This window comes from Gelidibacter japonicus, from assembly GCF_010725055.1.
In the GTDB taxonomy this organism is placed as follows: Bacteria; Bacteroidota; Bacteroidia; order Flavobacteriales; family Flavobacteriaceae; genus Gelidibacter; species Gelidibacter japonicus.
On sequence record NZ_BJKB01000008.1, the window covers coordinates 19754 to 35030 of the forward strand.

A 15277-nucleotide genomic window follows, 5' to 3' on the forward strand; every position below is an offset into this window, starting at 1 on the left:
AATGATATCTTTGCGAAAAACTAACATAATAATGACTCCATCCGATCAAGTTAAAGGTCTTGTAGAACGCCTTGGTGCGTTGAGGAGGTATCTTTGACATAGATGCCAAAACTATTGAGATAAAAAACGAAGAAGTTCAAACCTTCGACCCTAATTTCTGGAATGATTCCAAGGCTGCCGAGCTTGTGATGAAATCCTTACGCGAAAAAAAACAATGGGTTGCCGATTATAACACTGCCAAAACGCTAGTGGAAGAATTGGAAGTGTTTTATGAATTCTATAAAGCGGAAGAAATTTCGGTTTCAGAATTTGAAGCGCATCTTAAAAAAACCGTCGATCATATTGAAAAATTAGAATTTAAAAACATGCTTTCCGAGGAGGGTGATAGTTTGAGCGCGGTTCTTCAAATCACCTCTGGTGCAGGTGGCACCGAATCCTGTGATTGGGCCAGTATGCTCATGCGCATGTACCTCATGTACGCTGAAAAACACGGGTTTAAGGTTAAAGAACTCAACTTTCAGGAAGGTGATGTGGCTGGTATAAAAACAGTTACTTTAGAAATTGACGGCGATTTTGCCTTTGGTTGGTTAAAGGGTGAAAATGGTGTTCATAGATTGGTACGCATTTCTCCTTTTGACAGTAATGCCAAACGCCATACCAGTTTCGCTTCTGTTTATGTATATCCACTTGTGGATGATACTATTGAAATTGACATCAATCCGGCAGATATCGAAATTACCACGGCACGCTCTGGTGGTGCTGGCGGCCAGAATGTTAACAAGGTGGAGACCAAAGTGCAATTGGTCCACAAGCCAACGGGTATTCAAATTTCATGTTCAGAAACCCGATCGCAGCACGATAATAGATCAAGAGCCATGCAAATGCTGAAATCGCAGTTATATGAAATTGAGCTGCAAAAACAAATGGCGCAACGTGAAGATATTGAAGCTGGCAAAATGAAAATCGAATGGGGAAGTCAAATTCGAAACTATGTTATGCATCCCTATAAATTAGTAAAAGACGTCAGAACAGGTCACGAAACTGGTAATGTTGACGATGTGATGGATGGTGAAATTGACGAATTTTTAAAGGCGTATTTAATGTTGATGGGACAAAAAGATGAGAGTCCTAATGAGCTTTAGATGGATATAAAATTGAAACTGTCTGCGCCGATCCAAAACGAAGTGGATACAGGTAGGCATTTGCGCAGGCGGGAACAAACCAAACCATAATAGAAAAAGAGATTCGTACTTTCGTGGAAAATGATATGAAAAAAATAGACACTATAATCTTCGACCTTGGAGGCGTACTTATTGACTGGAATCCGGAATACGTGTACTTAGATGCTTTTGAAGGCGATCGAAAAAAAATGCAATGGTTTTTTGACCATGTTTGTACGCACGACTGGAATGAGAACCAAGATGCAGGCTACCCTTTGGAAAAGGCCACTGAAGACCGTATCGCACTCTTTCCAGAACATGAAGAATTGATCAGAATGTTTTATGACCGGTGGGAAGAGATGTTAGGCGGACCTATTGATGGTACCGTTCAAATTTTGAAAAAATTAATAGATAGCAACAAATTTCAAGTCGTTGCACTTACCAATTGGAGCCATGAAACTTTTCCGATTGCACTTGAAACTTTTGATTTTTTACATTGGTTTGACGGCATCCTTGTCTCAGGTGAGGAGAAAACCCGAAAGCCTTTTAAAGAAATTTACAAACTGACCTTGGACCGTTTCAATATTAGAGCAGAACGTTCAGTTTTTATAGATGATAATCTTCGAAACATCCTCGCCGCTGAAGAACTGGGAATCAATACCATTCATTTTAGGAATTCCGAAAATCTCAAAGAAGAATTAAAAGTTTTTGGCATTAATCTCTGAAAAGGCCAGCAATAGTGCCCATAGGTTGATGTGGTGAATAGGCGTATCTTTGCACTTTATTTTAAAAATCACGTGTAAAAATGACAATAATCTATCACAATCCTCGATGCAGCAAGTCGAGGGAAGCTTTGGAAATCCTCGAAACTCAAAAAGAGGACTACGAGGTGATTAAGTATATGGACGAATTGCTGAGTGTGGAAAAACTTAAAGAACTCATTAAACTCTTAAAAATCAAGCCTATTGAACTTGTTAGAACCAATGAGTCCATTTGGAAAGAAAAATTTAAAAACTCTGACTTAACTGATGATGAGCTTATCGCCGCCATGGCAAAATATCCTAAGCTTATTGAACGCCCTATAGTAATTAAGGCAAACAAAGCGGTAATAGGGCGTCCCCCAAAAAAAATTCTCGAAATTTTATAGAGGTTTCTTTAACACAACTTTAACCAAACCTCATTAAACCAAGCTCTATTTTTGCACTCTTAATAACTAAACCACCCCTATTATGGTTGCAAAAACAATGAGACTAACCTTTTTCATGCTTTTTTTGAGCGTGCTAACTTCCTATGCCCAAACTAATGATGCCATGGAAAAGGAGAGAGAGAAGTACATGCAAAAACAAATGGATCAATATAGAGAACGCGTGGATACTTATGTAAAGCTTTTAAATGTGGATGAGTTTAAAGGAGAAATTATAAAGCAAAAAATTGACGATTTCTATAAAAAACGAAATCAGATCATGTTTTCTGAAGTATATCAAGAATATGAGAAAAAACCGATGGTTGACCAATTGAAAATCTCACATTTCTCGGACGTCAAAGAACTCTATACAGAAGAAACAATCGCGTCTATTCAACGATTTGTAGATGATAACAAAGGTGAAATAAAAAAATTACAAAAAACAAAAACAAAGAAAAACAATTAAACTAATGAAACTAATTTCCTACGCATTTACCCTACTTTTTTTATTAACTTCAAATCTTGTTTCCGCTCAAGATGAGGTCTCCATTACAGGTATTGTAATGGACAAAGATGTGAATCAGCCGTTAGAATATGCAACCATCGCCTTTTTTAGCAAGAAAGAAAACAGAATTGTTACAGGTGGCATCACCGGGGAAGATGGAAAGTTTGATATTAAGGTACCAAGAGGCACCTATGATATTTCTGTAGAGTACATCTCTTATGGAACTAAAACAATCCCAAATAGAACCTTGATCCAAAATACAGATTTAGGTGTTTTGGGAATCGCTATTGATGCCCAGGCCTTGGGAGAGGTTTCCATTATTGCTGAACGAACCAGCGTCGAAATTAAATTAGATAAAAAAATATATACTGTTGGCCAAGATTTGACCGTTAGAGGTGGAACTGTGAGCGACGTGTTGGACAATATTCCCTCAGTGTCAGTGGATGTTGAAGGGAACGTTGCGTTAAGGGGAAATGATAACGTTACCATCCTTATTAACGGTAAACCGTCTGGATTGGTTGGACTGAATTCTACAGATGCCTTGCGTCAACTGCCAGCTGAGTCCATTGAGCGTGTAGAAGTGATTACTTCTCCATCGGCTAGATATGACGCAGAGGGTACTGCCGGAATCTTAAATATTATTTTACGTAGAAGTAAGTTACAGGGCTTAAATGGAGCTATTTCTGCCAATGCTGGATATCCTGCATCGGCTGGACTCTCTGGAAACATTAACTACAGAACGGGCGATTTCAATTTTTTCAATACTACGGGATATAACTACAGAGAATCTCCTGGAAACTCGTATACAGACACCCAATTCTTTAATATTAAACGCGATGACGATGGGAATATTATTGAAGACAGACCTGATACGTTTCTTAACGAAGTTAGAGAGTCCAACAGAGAAAGCAATAGTATTTCTACCAACGTGGGTGTGGAGTGGTATATCAACAATACAGCTTCCTTAACAACATCATTGGTTTACAGAAATAGCAACAGCGACAATAATTCTACCAATTTCAGTAAAGAATACGACTCCAATAATATTTTGACCTCGACTTCCGAGCGTTTTAATCCTGAAATTAGAGATGATAAAACCATTCAATACTCGGTTAACTTTGATAAGCAATTCAATGACAACAGCCAACATAAATTGACTTTTGATTTTCAATATGAGACAAGTGATGAGGACAATAGGTCATTTATTTCTCAAGATGGAGATAATGTTGAGCGTATAAAAACCTTTCAAACCCAAGATAATATCCTTTTACAGGCTGACTATGTACACCCATTGGGCGAAAACAGTCAGTTTGAATTGGGTTATCGAGGTAATTTCAATGAAATGGATACGGATTATAGCTTGGAATTCTACGAAGATGGTAATTATGAGTTGGACACAGATGTCAGCAATAACTTGATTTATAGAGATTATATCAATGCTGTTTATACTCAGTTTGGTAGTAAGGTTGGTAATAAGTTTTCTTATTTAATGGGCTTACGTATGGAAGGCTCCCGTATAACTATCGACCAAAAAACCACTAACGACCTGCAAAAAAAGGATTACGTAGATTTCTTTCCAACTGTCAATTTAGGTTATGAAATCGATAAAAACCAGAGTGTCCAGCTAGGATATAATCGTCGTATCAGAAGACCGCGATCTTATTTTATCAACCCGTTTCCATCTCGAAGCAGTCCAACAAGTGTGTTTCAGGGAAATCCAGACATTGACCCTAGTTACTCAAATAAAGTGGACTTAGGTTATTTATGGAAATTCAATAAATTCACTTTGAATTCTTCTATCTATTATGAGAGAGCTACAGATGTTTTTAACTTCATCAGTGAAGCTACGGGTGATTTCTATATCAGAGACATCAACTTTACCATTAATGAAAACGATCCGGATTTTGACAATATCACCTCTCAATATGAAAGTGTGATTCCTGTCATAAGAAGGACACCTATCAACTTGGCAACAAATGACAGGTTTGGTTTCGAATTTACCTTAGCATACCGAGCTTCTAAAGATTGGAACGTGAACGGTAATTTCAATTTATTTCAATCGAAAACTGAAGGAATCTACAATAATGTAGATTACGGCGCTGAAAATTTAAGTTGGTTCTTCCGTTTAAATAATAAATACACCTTACCTGGAAAAATTGATTGGCAAACAAGGGTATTTTATATGGGACCAAGTGAAGATGCCCAAAACAAACGAGATGGAATGTTCTCTACCGACATGGCCTTTAGTAAGGATCTATTTGACGATCGTGCCTCGCTTGCATTCAATGTAAGTGATTTGTTTGATACGAGAAAAAGATCTATGGAGTCGTTTACCCCATCGTATAATAGTTCCTCTGAATTTCAATGGAGACCTCGTAGTTATACTGTCTCATTCACCTACCGTTTCAACCAACAAAAGAGACAACAACGAAATATGGAACGTGGCAATGGAGGTGATGAAGACTTCGATTTTCAAGGATAAATTCTCCAAGCTTGAGATAAAAAGCTTTGAGTATATAGCATAAAAAAGCGGTTTCAAGAATTTGAAACCGCTTTTTTATTTTTTATATCTTAATGATAATTCTTATAAATCTTCCAAGGTTGTTGTCGAAGCTTCCTTCTTCGCCTTGCGCTCTGCTTGCATTTCCTTAAAGCGTTCAATTGAAGCTCCAAAAACCCAATATGGAATCACAAAGGTCATTAAAAAAATCATTAGCCAAAAACCCATGGTCAATATAGCCATAAACGCCAAAAATCCTAAATACTGGTCAAATGTAAACATGTTGCAAGTTCTTTTTAAATAATTATAGCAAAGATAGGAGAATCGTTTTGTTTATACAATACCAATTTTAAGATTTATTAACAGAGTTTTCAAATATTACTGGCGTTCCGGATTAGAGTTTACTTAAACTTTGCCCCAAACCCGACTATCTAAACTTCAATTGTACAGTTTATATGGATCTGTGAGCCTCTATATTGTTTGAAATTCAGTAAAATAACCATCACTATTTTAACCGGTCTTAATTTCTTATGCAAATATTATTTCATCGAATGCAACCCGACCATGTTTCCTTCCGTATCAAAAAACAGGGTTATAAAACCATATTCTCCAATAGACATCTTTGGTTTAAAGATTTTACCTCCCGCATTTTTAACACGTCGTTCTTCTGTAATACAGTCTTCACTACCAAAATATACCACTGTGGAATTTTCTCCTGGATTAACACCTTCCATCTTCACCAAAGCACCGCTAGCGCCATATCTTTCCATATCCCCCGGAAAACTTTTCATTTGAAATCCATCACCTGATGGCGCAAGTAGTGTTTCCAATTTTATATCCATTACACTTTCGTAAAATTTCGAAGCTCTTTCCATGTTGTCTACATAGATTTCGAACCAGACTATAGGCTTTTTTGCGCTCATAATAATTTATTTTAAGATTTAAATAAATTTACATAAAAACCATTACACCATACTTCTCTTAGAACAAGAAATCTATTTTCCAGGATTTCCTTCCTAATTCAGATCAAAGAGGTGTCTGTAATCCCCCAAAAAAACGCCATACTTTATAAAGTCGGATACTGTATTATTTGAGATTTACTTTTCAAAAGATTGATAAAGTGTTTTTTATATGTTTTTTAAGTATGAATTATCCATAGGTTTTGGTAATTTGTGACTCAGCCATTAAGGCTGAAAATCTATCCAAAGTATTTATTTTTTGGTGTGAAAAGCATGAATATTGACAATTACAGGTGGTTAAAGAAAGCGATTGATATTGCATTATCATGACCTAAAATCATAAAAGACATATCTTGTTTAATGTTTTTGGACCTTTGGCTGCCATTGAAAAGTCACTTTAGAGATAATTGATTCGTAAAGCATGGATTCTCCACATAATTATATGAGTGGGGAATCGTATGTTTTATAAACAAGAATTTATAATATTAAAAAGCACAATCTTTAAGGATTACACTTTTTTATCGCGCATCATGATTGGTTTATTTTTACGGTTAACTTTAGTAATTAATATAGAAAACCTCTAACAAATTCTCCTCAAAAAGGCTAACTTTGTGAAGTAATTAATCATCATAAATTATGGAATACAGAATTGAAAAAGATACGATGGGCGAGGTTAAAGTTCCTGCCGATAAACTTTGGGGCGCACAAACAGAGCGTTCCCGGAACAATTTTAAAATTGGCGCTCCCGCATCGATGCCCTTAGAAATTATTTATGGTTTTGCCTATCTTAAAAAGGCAGCAGCTTTTACTAATTGCGAGTTGGGCGTTTTACCAATCGAGAAGCGCGACTTGATTGCTCAGGTCTGCGACGAAATATTGGAAGGCAAGCACGATGACCAATTTCCATTGGTGATATGGCAAACTGGTTCTGGTACCCAAAGCAATATGAACGTCAATGAAGTGATAGCCAATAGGGCACAGCAATTGGCTGGCAAGAAAATTGGTGAAGGGGATCCTGTTATCAGTGCGAACGATGATGTTAATAAATCGCAATCCTCAAACGATACCTTTCCAACAGGAATGCATATTGCCATTTATAAAAAAGTGGTTGAAAACACGATCCGTGGTGTTATACAACTTCGTAACACACTACATAAAAAAGCCAATGATTATAAAAATGTGGTGAAAATTGGAAGGACCCATCTCATGGATGCCACACCAATCACACTAGGACAGGAGATTTCTGGTTATGTAGCACAATTGGATTATGGCTTAAAAGCTTTGGAGAACACCTTACCACATTTAAGTGAGCTGGCACTTGGTGGAACAGCTGTGGGCACTGGTTTAAACACCCCTAAAGGCTATAGTAAACGAGTTGCCGAATTCATTGCCAAATTTACGGAACTACCTTTTGTAACCGCTCCCAACAAATTTGAGGCACTCGCAGCACACGATGCGTTGGTTGAAACACATGGCGCCTTAAAACAATTGGCCGTAAGTTTAAATAAAATAGCCAATGATATTCGCATGATGGCATCTGGCCCAAGAAGTGGCATTGGTGAAATCATTATTCCTGCCAATGAACCTGGAAGCTCCATCATGCCCGGAAAAGTGAATCCTACACAATGTGAAGCCCTAACCATGGTTTGTGCCCAAGTTATTGGCAATGATGTTGCCGTAACCGTCGGTGGCACCCAAGGTCATTATGAATTGAATGTTTTCAAACCCATGATGGCAGCAAACCTATTGCAATCTGCTCAGTTACTTGGTGATGCCTGTAAGAGTTTTGATGAGCACTGTGCACAAGGCATTGAACCTAACCTTGACGTTATTAAGCACTTATTGAACAACTCTTTAATGTTGGTCACTGCATTAAACACAAAAATAGGGTATTATAAAGCTGCTGAAATAGCTAACACAGCACATAAAAATGGAACGACATTAAAAGAAGAAGCTATCAATTTAGGATATGTTACTGCAGAAGAGTATGACGAATGGGTGAAACCAGAAGATATGGTCGGCGGACTTAAATGATCATTGCCCAATAAGAATCTTCAAAAGATTTAATGCCTTCATAATTTTATAAAAAAGCAAGTTTATTTTTAATAACTTGCTTTTTTTTGTGCGTATTCCGCAGTTCATTTATATAAATCGCAATTATGTCCATACTCATTATCAATATCAAGGAGCTGATTCAAGTTAGAGAAAACAACGTGACCATAGTCAAGGGGTCCGACATGAAAATCCTTCCCACCATTAAAAATGCTTATCTTATTATAGAGCATGACACCATTGTTGAATATGGCCCGATGTCAGACTTTATTGATTATAATGCTGAAGAAGTTATTGATGCCAAAGGGAAAATGGTGCTACCTGCGTGGTGTGATTCCCATACCCATATTGTGTATGCCGGAGATCGATCTCAAGAATTTGTAGACCGCATCAATGGCTTGTCTTATGAAGAAATTGCCGAACGTGGCGGAGGCATACTCAATTCTGCTGAAGTACTTCAAAACACTTCAGAAGAAGAGCTTTATCAACAATCATTAAAACGATTGAATAACGTGATGCAATTGGGTACGGGCGCGATAGAAATAAAATCGGGCTATGGCCTAACGGTAGAAGCCGAATTGAAAATGCTCCGTGTAATTAAACGACTCAAAAAAGAGTCATTGGCAACTATAAAAACTACATTACTTGCTGCGCATGCTGTTCCTAAAGAGTTTAAAGAGAATAAGCAAGGTTTTGTAGATCGTGTAGTTTCTGAAATGATTCCTGAAGTTGCCCAGTCGAAACTTGCCGATTATATAGATGTGTTTTGTGAAAAAGGATATTTCGATTTAGAGGATACAGATAGAATTTTAACCGCTGGAAAAGCATTCGGTCTAATTCCCAAGATCCACGTCAACCAATTCAATGCCTTTGGAGGTGTAGCCCTTGCCGTTAAGCATAAGGCGCTTTCTGTAGACCATCTTGAAGAAATGAGAGCAGAAGACATAGAAGCCTTGATCAACAGCACTACAATGCCCGTAGCACTTCCCTCCTGTTCATATTTCTTAAGTATTCCTTACACACCGGCACGTCAAATTATGGATGCTGGACTGCCGTTGGCATTGGCTACTGATTATAATCCAGGGTCCACGCCAAGTGGCAATATGAACTTTGTAGTGAGTACAGCGTGCATCAAATTAAGAATGACGCCAGAAGAAGCCATTAATGCCGCTACAATAAATGGTGCTTATGCCATGGGTATTTCAAATCAATATGGAAGCATCTGTAGAGGGAAAAAAGCAAATATCATCATCACAAAAGAAATTGAAAGCTATAATAACCTTCCGTATGCTTTTGGCGATAATCTTATAGACAAAGTAATCATTAGAGGAAAAGTTTTGGAGTAAAAGCCTTGGAATAGAGCCCACGAGGTATTAAAATTCCAAAAAATATTAAATTCCACTTTCCTAAAACAACAAACAAAACGGCGCAAAGTCTCGGAGAATTCAGCTGTAAATAGGATTATTCATCGTCATAACGTATCGATGTCGTACTTCATTTAAAATATAAAAAAACCCGAAAATCAAATGACTTTCGGGTTTTAATTATTTATATGATAATCTCTATCTATTCTAAAGTAAACTCAGTAGTTGAAACCAATTCTTTCTTGTTGAAAATATTTACCACATAACGTCCTTTGGAAAATTCTCCTTTTGGAGATACAAACTCACAGATATTTAGGTTTCTGTTTTCATAGTTGAATTTACTTATCAAACTATAGTTCAAAACCGTTTCACCGAATTGAATTTGTTCATTGGCTCCCAACACATTATCGCTTGGATCCAAGACCTGTACGTATAATTCTTTATCTCCAGCACCTACCAAAGTGTTTTTTGCAACCGTATAGCACAGTCTAATCTTATCACTACGACGTGCTCTTTCAGTTGGTATTAATTTCCCTGAACTTCTCTCAATCACACCAAATGCCTTTAAGCCTACAGCTTGCAACACCGCAGCATTTTCAACTACCGTTGCCAATTCTGTGTTTTGGACCAATAATGAATCTGTAAACATGGTTCGCTCCGCCAATCTTACATTCGTACTATCCAATGAGGTCGCTAAAAGTGAATTTTCAATTTTAAGTTTATCATTTTCAGCCAAAAGGACATTCATTTCCTCTTGTAATGATAAATACTTCTTTCTAAAACTCATTAAGCTGTTCACACTGTTTTGAGATATTTTCAAAGAATCCATCAAGCCCTGAATTCTGTTTCTAGCTTCAGCTAAGTCTTCATTGGCTACTTTGTTTTCACCTATGGCAATATCATACTGCTTGGCCATATTGCTTAAGTCATTCATAACCAACTGTTTTTCCTTGGTTAACTCAGCTTCATTTTGTTTTTTGTCATTGTATAATTTTGAGGTATAAAAACCTGTTCCAATAAACAGGGCTAATAGAATACCCAAGGCAATCTTTAATCCGGTATTTTTGTTATTGTTTGCACTTTCCATAAGTTTTGTTTTTAGTTATTGATACTTAAATTAACACTAGTTTTGTTATTTTTGATTATTGGGAAAATTAAAAATGTAATTTTAATTCATCAAATGTAAAATTAAAATCTCAAAAATGGAGAAACTTGTTCTATTTAATCAAAACGCTTTAGACAGATTAATTAAAAAAAGAGCTAATGAATCCAAATTTGGAGAACATGTTCAATTACTTTCCAATTCTACCCATATATACGAATCGTTAAGTCCTTTGGACGTTGACTATGTCATATTTGGAATTCCAGAAGATGTAGGCGTGTTTGCAAACTATGGAAATCGAGGTGCTGCCAAGGCATGGGACGCAACTCTAAAGGTTTTGTTAAACATTCAAAGCAATGGATTTACGAATGCCAATAAAGTGCTCATTCTTGGCCATTTAGACTTCTCAAAAGAGATGAAAAAGGTTGATTCCTATGACGCCGCCGATAAAAAACACATTGAAAAGGCCAGAAAACTTACCGAAAAAATTGATAGACATGTAACTGACTTAGTCTATCAAATTGTCAAGTCAGGAAAAAAACCCATTATCATTGGAGGTGGACATAATAATGCCTACGGCAATTTAAAAGGCAGTTCCTTAGCTTTTAAAAAACCTATCAATGCGGTCAATTTCGATGCACACTCTGATTTTAGACGTGAAGAAGGTCGACATAGTGGAAACGGCTTCAGTTATGCCTATGTAGAAGGGTTTTTAAAAAACTATTTTATTTTTGGACTGCATGAAAACTATACCTCAGACCACATTTTTAAAACTTTGGACAGATTTAAAGCATTGCAGTTTAATACCTTTGAAGCATTAACGATAAGAAAAGATAAAAAATTTAAAGCCGAATTGGCTCGGGCGGCAAAGCACATTGCCGATAAACCTTTTGGAGTTGAAGTAGATTGTGATGCCATCAAATATATTCCTAGTAGCGCCATGACACCTAGCGGATTCAGTATTAAAAAAGCCAGAGCTTTTGTGACTTATTTTGGAAAACAGACCAATGCCACCTATCTGCATATTTGTGAAGCAGCTCCAACGACTGAAACAGAAACCATTGTAGGCAAACTCATTACGTATTTAATCACCGATTTCATGAGGGCAAACCAATCAATTTATGAAAAAGAATAAACAATATCGTATCGATTTATGGTTATTTATAGGAAGCATTGCCGTATTGCTTTACCTATTGTTCATGAACCTTATGTTTGAAGAGTCGGGCCAAAATGCCTTCAAGGCAGTTATGGAATGGATCACTATTCCGATTTTTGTCATGGGTGCGTTTATACCCTTGATCGTTATTTTTAGATTTATAATGAAAAAAACTGAAAGTCGATCTTTAGCTGTTCTAGCCTTACTCTTTTCATTGTTGACCGCAGTGATGATTGGATATACCACATTAGTTTAGTCAGTAGACCTTTTGAACGATAATTGAAATACCTTTTATTAAAACAAATAAAGTTATCTAATTTTCTGACCTAAGTCAAAATACCTTTAAATAACTAGGGACTCTTGGGACCATAATGTGGTCAAATTCCAGACTTTTGGAGCACTACCGCCCATAAGTGCTATTAATTTCCTGTTAAATCAGTTACCAACCGACTTCAGGGAATCAATCGCACGTTGCAATTTTTCGATTTCATCAGCGTTAGCGTTAATTTTTGGAATGGATTGGATGGAATCGATTGATTTTTGGACATCCAAGCTTGGTGGCACCGTGATTTCGTCATAATAGTAGCCAATGCCTTCACTCGCTCTCCAAGCCTCGTTTAGCTCATCGTAAACCGTTTTGTCCCATTGACTCGGGTGTTTCACATCAATCCAGATCACATTGCGATATTCACTGTCAACCAAGGCCAAATCGGGGGTTGCAGAACCGTCAAACTTTTGTGAATCGGCTTGTACGGCCGATACCGTTCCTAAGAAAAACATGCGCCTGCGTCCTGCAATATCCTTAATATACGGTCTGAACTCCACAGGCTTATTAACCGACCAATCGTATTCCTTACGCGATTCAATGATTTTCAAAGGCATGGCAGACACACCTGCATAACCTTGCTTTTTACTGGCATGGTCATAATAGTAAAGCTTATCCGTGCCATCTGCCGGTACAAAAACACTATAGGTCAAACTGGTGCGTTCCTCTCCAATGGGCTCCAATCCAAACCAGTGGTACAAACCACTATAAGCTTCAGCATCCACATCATCAAAGTTAAAATCGGTTACAAAAGGCTGTTCATTTTGGTCATCGGGCATATCCGGAATCTTTACAGCGGTTTGCATTTTCCATGGCAGAGGATCTGTAAAGCCTCCCAAAAACTTTAGGGACTCTGCTTGCAAGCGCGATACATTTTCTGATAAGGTGTTTTGCTTGGTCAAAAACGGATGGTTTTTCATTTCTTCCGGACTGATATAGGTGCCCTTTCCAATCAGGACGCGCTCCATATAGTCGTTAAAATTGTGCTTCCCACTATCAATGATCATTACGCCACCAAAAGTTGGATAAGGAAAAAAGAAACCTTTCCACTTAATTAAACTGACCACTTCCACCCAATTTCCTGAGTCGTTTTTCATATAAAACGTATCTCCAGGCTCCATGGTAAACAACTGAAAAAAATTGAAGCGCTGCACTACGGCATTATAGGTATTTCGACTGAATTTCAAGGATTCGCCAATCGAGAAAGTCACTGGAATACGATTCTCATTAGAAAACCTCGGAAATGGCGAAGTACTTGATACGGAAAAAATTTCTTCAGTATTCTCGCTAATTTGCTGCATGGTGTATTTTTCGGAAGGTTGGATGGCCATAGTCCATCTGTTTTCATTGTCAATTCTTACCAAATGTGGCAAAGACACATCCTTAGTTTCTCCAACCGATTCATTAGCCATAGAGAAAATATTGCGCAAGGGTTGAATGCGTTCATTCTGTGTCAATGGCAATTCGTTGATTTCAACTCTATTCAAGTTATTGAAAACATTATAGGTTTTCATATAATCATACATTTTAAAGTGCCAACCAATAATATAAAGCAACCCTAAAAACAGAATTAAAAGTCCTAAAATTCCTAAACGGCGCCCCACACCTACTGCATTCCTAAATGCTCTAAGCCCAAAAAACAATACCAAACCTAATAAAAGGATTACAAAAATGTATTTTCTAATGAATAACAAAAATGGTTGGTAATCATCTCGAAGAAAAAACAACAAGATTATTAAAACCAAGGCACTAATGATGGTGATGGTTTTTTGTCTAGATCCTCTATTCCAATAGTTCTTTATCATGATGTTCTGTTGTCTGTTGTCTGTTGTCTGTTGTCTGTTGTTAAGATAAAAATGAAGTGTTAATCAAATCAATCAACAACCCGCCCGTACTGAAAAGGTACGTTCGGGCGGGTCGTAAATCGTAAGTCCAATTTACATCAACCCTTTATCCTTCAATCGCTCTCTTGCACTCTTTTTTGGTGGTTGTGGTTCTTCTTCAATTTCTTTTTTGGCTTCTTCCACCACTTTTGGTTCTCTTGAAGTGATATCCTTGACAAAATCCTTGCTTTGCTCAATGGCATGATCAAATTTTTCTTCTAAAGAATCACTATGGGCATCGATAACTTTTTCGGATTTTAAAATAAATCCTCCGATATAAGTTCCCAAAAGTGTCCCAACAATACTTGAGGCAAATACGGAGATTGTCGCAATATCAATCGGAATCAAGAAGCGCACAATTAAAATTGCAACCAGAAAAATCATGGCAATAAATACCAAGCGCAGAATGAATTTTTGCTGATACATAAAGCCTGTTGGATCATTGGGCGACATTTGGAGTTTTTTGGAATACATCATTTTATTGAAAAGCCGATACATTCCGTTACCTGTAGATTCTCTCCAATAAAGAAGGATTCCGAATAAAATTGAGCCGATGAAAACGATGATTTCGAGTGTCATGTTATATAAGTTTGAAGCTTGAAGCACGAAGCTGGAAGCAGTGGTTATAAATGTTTTTTATACTATTTTAAATTTATTAACTTTCAGTAAATTATTGGAAAACCTGAACTTCGTACTAAAGACTCAATCTCAGTCCTTTTTAATTTTATTTCTGAAAGCAATCGTCATATTCATAAAATCAAAACAAGTTTTATAAAATTTCAAGAAACTTTCTTCATCAACATAATTTCTTCTTTTAGCTTTATGCAAACATGTCACCACTTCAGCAGTCGAACGAATTGCATAACCTAAAATCCTTCAATATTCGGCGTCAGATTGCGGAATAGATCCTTCTGAAATATTCAATGCGATAGAATCTGAAGCTCTTCTAATCTGTGATGACAAATTATACAACTCTTCTTTCGGGAATTTATAAGCCAATTGATTCATATCTTCGCCTAAATCCACTGCTTTTTGCCAAATCAATAAATTTTCAAGTTTAAACTGCATGTTTTTTAATCATAAAGATA

At 36.9% G+C, this 15277-nt stretch carries 14 protein-coding genes and 1 pseudogene; 9 read left to right on the forward strand and 6 right to left on the reverse strand.

Translation table 11 applies throughout. From position 1 onward, the window contains the following. Nucleotides 1-31 precede the first annotated feature (31 nt). The 5 genes from prfB to G6N06_RS09550 all read left to right on the forward strand — a co-directional run bounded on the left by prfB (nucleotide 32) and on the right by G6N06_RS09550 (nucleotide 5330). A protein-coding gene (prfB, locus tag G6N06_RS09530; protein WP_163516255.1) for a peptide chain release factor 2 occupies nucleotides 32-1142 on the forward strand; the annotation gives its coding sequence in 2 pieces (ribosomal slippage) (nucleotides 32-94 and nucleotides 96-1142; 1110 coding nt in all). 125 nt (nucleotides 1143-1267) lie between these two features. Next, the gene (locus tag G6N06_RS09535) at nucleotides 1268-1885 is read left to right on the forward strand and encodes an HAD family hydrolase (protein WP_163516257.1); all 618 of its coding nucleotides are present in this window, start codon (nucleotides 1268-1270) and stop codon (nucleotides 1883-1885) included. 80 nt (nucleotides 1886-1965) lie between these two features. After that, nucleotides 1966-2307 carry an arsenate reductase (glutaredoxin) gene (gene arsC, locus G6N06_RS09540; RefSeq protein ID WP_163516259.1) on the forward strand — a complete coding sequence of 114 codons (342 nt, stop codon included), beginning with the start codon at nucleotides 1966-1968 and terminating at the stop codon, nucleotides 2305-2307. An 82-nt stretch (nucleotides 2308-2389) separates the two neighbouring features. Beyond that, nucleotides 2390-2809, forward strand: coding sequence for a hypothetical protein (locus G6N06_RS09545; protein ID WP_205334752.1), 420 nt, complete (start codon nucleotides 2390-2392; stop codon nucleotides 2807-2809). Nucleotides 2810-2813: 4 nt separating this feature from the next. After that, entirely contained in the window at nucleotides 2814-5330 is a 2517-nt protein-coding gene (locus G6N06_RS09550) for a TonB-dependent receptor (RefSeq protein WP_163516263.1), read from the forward strand. A gap of 102 nt (nucleotides 5331-5432) precedes the next feature. Here the strand turns inward: G6N06_RS09550 and G6N06_RS09555 are convergent, their stop codons facing one another. Beyond that, a complete protein-coding gene (locus G6N06_RS09555) occupies nucleotides 5433-5630 on the reverse strand; it encodes a hypothetical protein (RefSeq protein WP_163516265.1) in 198 nt (65 codons plus the stop codon). Between the two features lie 257 nt (nucleotides 5631-5887). Next, on the reverse strand, nucleotides 5888-6271 hold the full coding sequence (locus G6N06_RS09560; protein WP_163516267.1) for a VOC family protein: 384 nt from the start codon (nucleotides 6269-6271) through the stop codon (nucleotides 5888-5890). Nucleotides 6272-6943: 672 nt separating this feature from the next. On the opposite strand from G6N06_RS09560, the gene fumC reads away from it, so the two are divergent. Further along, nucleotides 6944-8341 (forward strand): class II fumarate hydratase, encoded by a 1398-nt coding sequence (gene fumC, locus G6N06_RS09565; RefSeq protein WP_163516269.1) that lies wholly within the window; start codon nucleotides 6944-6946, stop codon nucleotides 8339-8341. Between the two features lie 125 nt (nucleotides 8342-8466). Then, entirely contained in the window at nucleotides 8467-9705 is a 1239-nt protein-coding gene (gene hutI / locus G6N06_RS09570; protein WP_163516271.1) for an imidazolonepropionase, read from the forward strand. A 220-nt stretch (nucleotides 9706-9925) separates the two neighbouring features. On the opposite strand, the gene G6N06_RS09575 is transcribed toward hutI, so the two are convergent. Next, nucleotides 9926-10810: a DUF8428 domain-containing protein gene (locus tag G6N06_RS09575; RefSeq protein WP_163516273.1), complete on the reverse strand. Its 885-nt coding sequence runs from the start codon at nucleotides 10808-10810 to the stop codon at nucleotides 9926-9928. Nucleotides 10811-10925: 115 nt separating this feature from the next. Here G6N06_RS09575 and G6N06_RS09580 point away from each other — a divergent pair, with 115 nt between their 5' ends. Together G6N06_RS09580 and G6N06_RS09585 are read left to right on the forward strand one after the other, a co-directional pair. After that, complete coding sequence (locus G6N06_RS09580) at nucleotides 10926-11960, forward strand: formimidoylglutamase (RefSeq protein ID WP_163516275.1); 1035 nt, start codon at nucleotides 10926-10928, stop codon at nucleotides 11958-11960. After that, complete coding sequence (locus G6N06_RS09585) at nucleotides 11947-12237, forward strand: hypothetical protein (protein ID WP_163516276.1); 291 nt, start codon at nucleotides 11947-11949, stop codon at nucleotides 12235-12237. Before G6N06_RS09580 ends, G6N06_RS09585 begins: the two co-directional genes overlap by 14 nt. A gap of 179 nt (nucleotides 12238-12416) precedes the next feature. Here the strand turns inward: G6N06_RS09585 and G6N06_RS09590 are convergent, their stop codons facing one another. The 3 genes and pseudogenes from G6N06_RS09590 to G6N06_RS09600 all read right to left on the reverse strand — a co-directional run bounded on the left by G6N06_RS09590 (nucleotide 12417) and on the right by G6N06_RS09600 (nucleotide 15257). Then, nucleotides 12417-14111, reverse strand: a complete 1695-nt coding sequence (locus tag G6N06_RS09590; protein WP_163516278.1) for a hypothetical protein — start codon at nucleotides 14109-14111, stop codon at nucleotides 12417-12419. 132 nt (nucleotides 14112-14243) lie between these two features. Beyond that, on the reverse strand, nucleotides 14244-14768 hold the full coding sequence (locus G6N06_RS09595; protein ID WP_163516280.1) for a hypothetical protein: 525 nt from the start codon (nucleotides 14766-14768) through the stop codon (nucleotides 14244-14246). A 129-nt stretch (nucleotides 14769-14897) separates the two neighbouring features. Beyond that, nucleotides 14898-15257, reverse strand: a pseudogene (locus G6N06_RS09600) (four helix bundle protein). Nucleotides 15258-15277 lie beyond the last annotated feature (20 nt).

Excerpts from the sequence above, each read along its gene's own strand:
- hutI (WP_163516271.1), top strand. The coding sequence starts at position 8,467 with ATGTCCATACTCATTATCAATATCAAGGAGCTGATTCAAGTTAGAGAA.
- fumC (WP_163516269.1), top strand. The coding sequence starts at position 6,944 with ATGGAATACAGAATTGAAAAAGATACGATGGGCGAGGTTAAAGTTCCT.
- G6N06_RS09560 (WP_163516267.1), bottom strand. The coding sequence starts at position 6,271 with ATGAGCGCAAAAAAGCCTATAGTCTGGTTCGAAATCTATGTAGACAAC.
- G6N06_RS09595 (WP_163516280.1), bottom strand. The coding sequence starts at position 14,768 with ATGACACTCGAAATCATCGTTTTCATCGGCTCAATTTTATTCGGAATC.
- G6N06_RS09550 (WP_163516263.1), top strand. The coding sequence starts at position 2,814 with ATGAAACTAATTTCCTACGCATTTACCCTACTTTTTTTATTAACTTCA.
- G6N06_RS09545 (WP_205334752.1), top strand. The coding sequence starts at position 2,390 with ATGGTTGCAAAAACAATGAGACTAACCTTTTTCATGCTTTTTTTGAGC.
- G6N06_RS09590 (WP_163516278.1), bottom strand. The coding sequence starts at position 14,111 with ATGATAAAGAACTATTGGAATAGAGGATCTAGACAAAAAACCATCACC.
- G6N06_RS09555 (WP_163516265.1), bottom strand. The coding sequence starts at position 5,630 with ATGTTTACATTTGACCAGTATTTAGGATTTTTGGCGTTTATGGCTATA.
- G6N06_RS09535 (WP_163516257.1), top strand. The coding sequence starts at position 1,268 with ATGAAAAAAATAGACACTATAATCTTCGACCTTGGAGGCGTACTTATT.
- G6N06_RS09580 (WP_163516275.1), top strand. The coding sequence starts at position 10,926 with ATGGAGAAACTTGTTCTATTTAATCAAAACGCTTTAGACAGATTAATT.
- G6N06_RS09585 (WP_163516276.1), top strand. The coding sequence starts at position 11,947 with ATGAAAAAGAATAAACAATATCGTATCGATTTATGGTTATTTATAGGA.
- G6N06_RS09575 (WP_163516273.1), bottom strand. The coding sequence starts at position 10,810 with ATGGAAAGTGCAAACAATAACAAAAATACCGGATTAAAGATTGCCTTG.
- arsC (WP_163516259.1), top strand. The coding sequence starts at position 1,966 with ATGACAATAATCTATCACAATCCTCGATGCAGCAAGTCGAGGGAAGCT.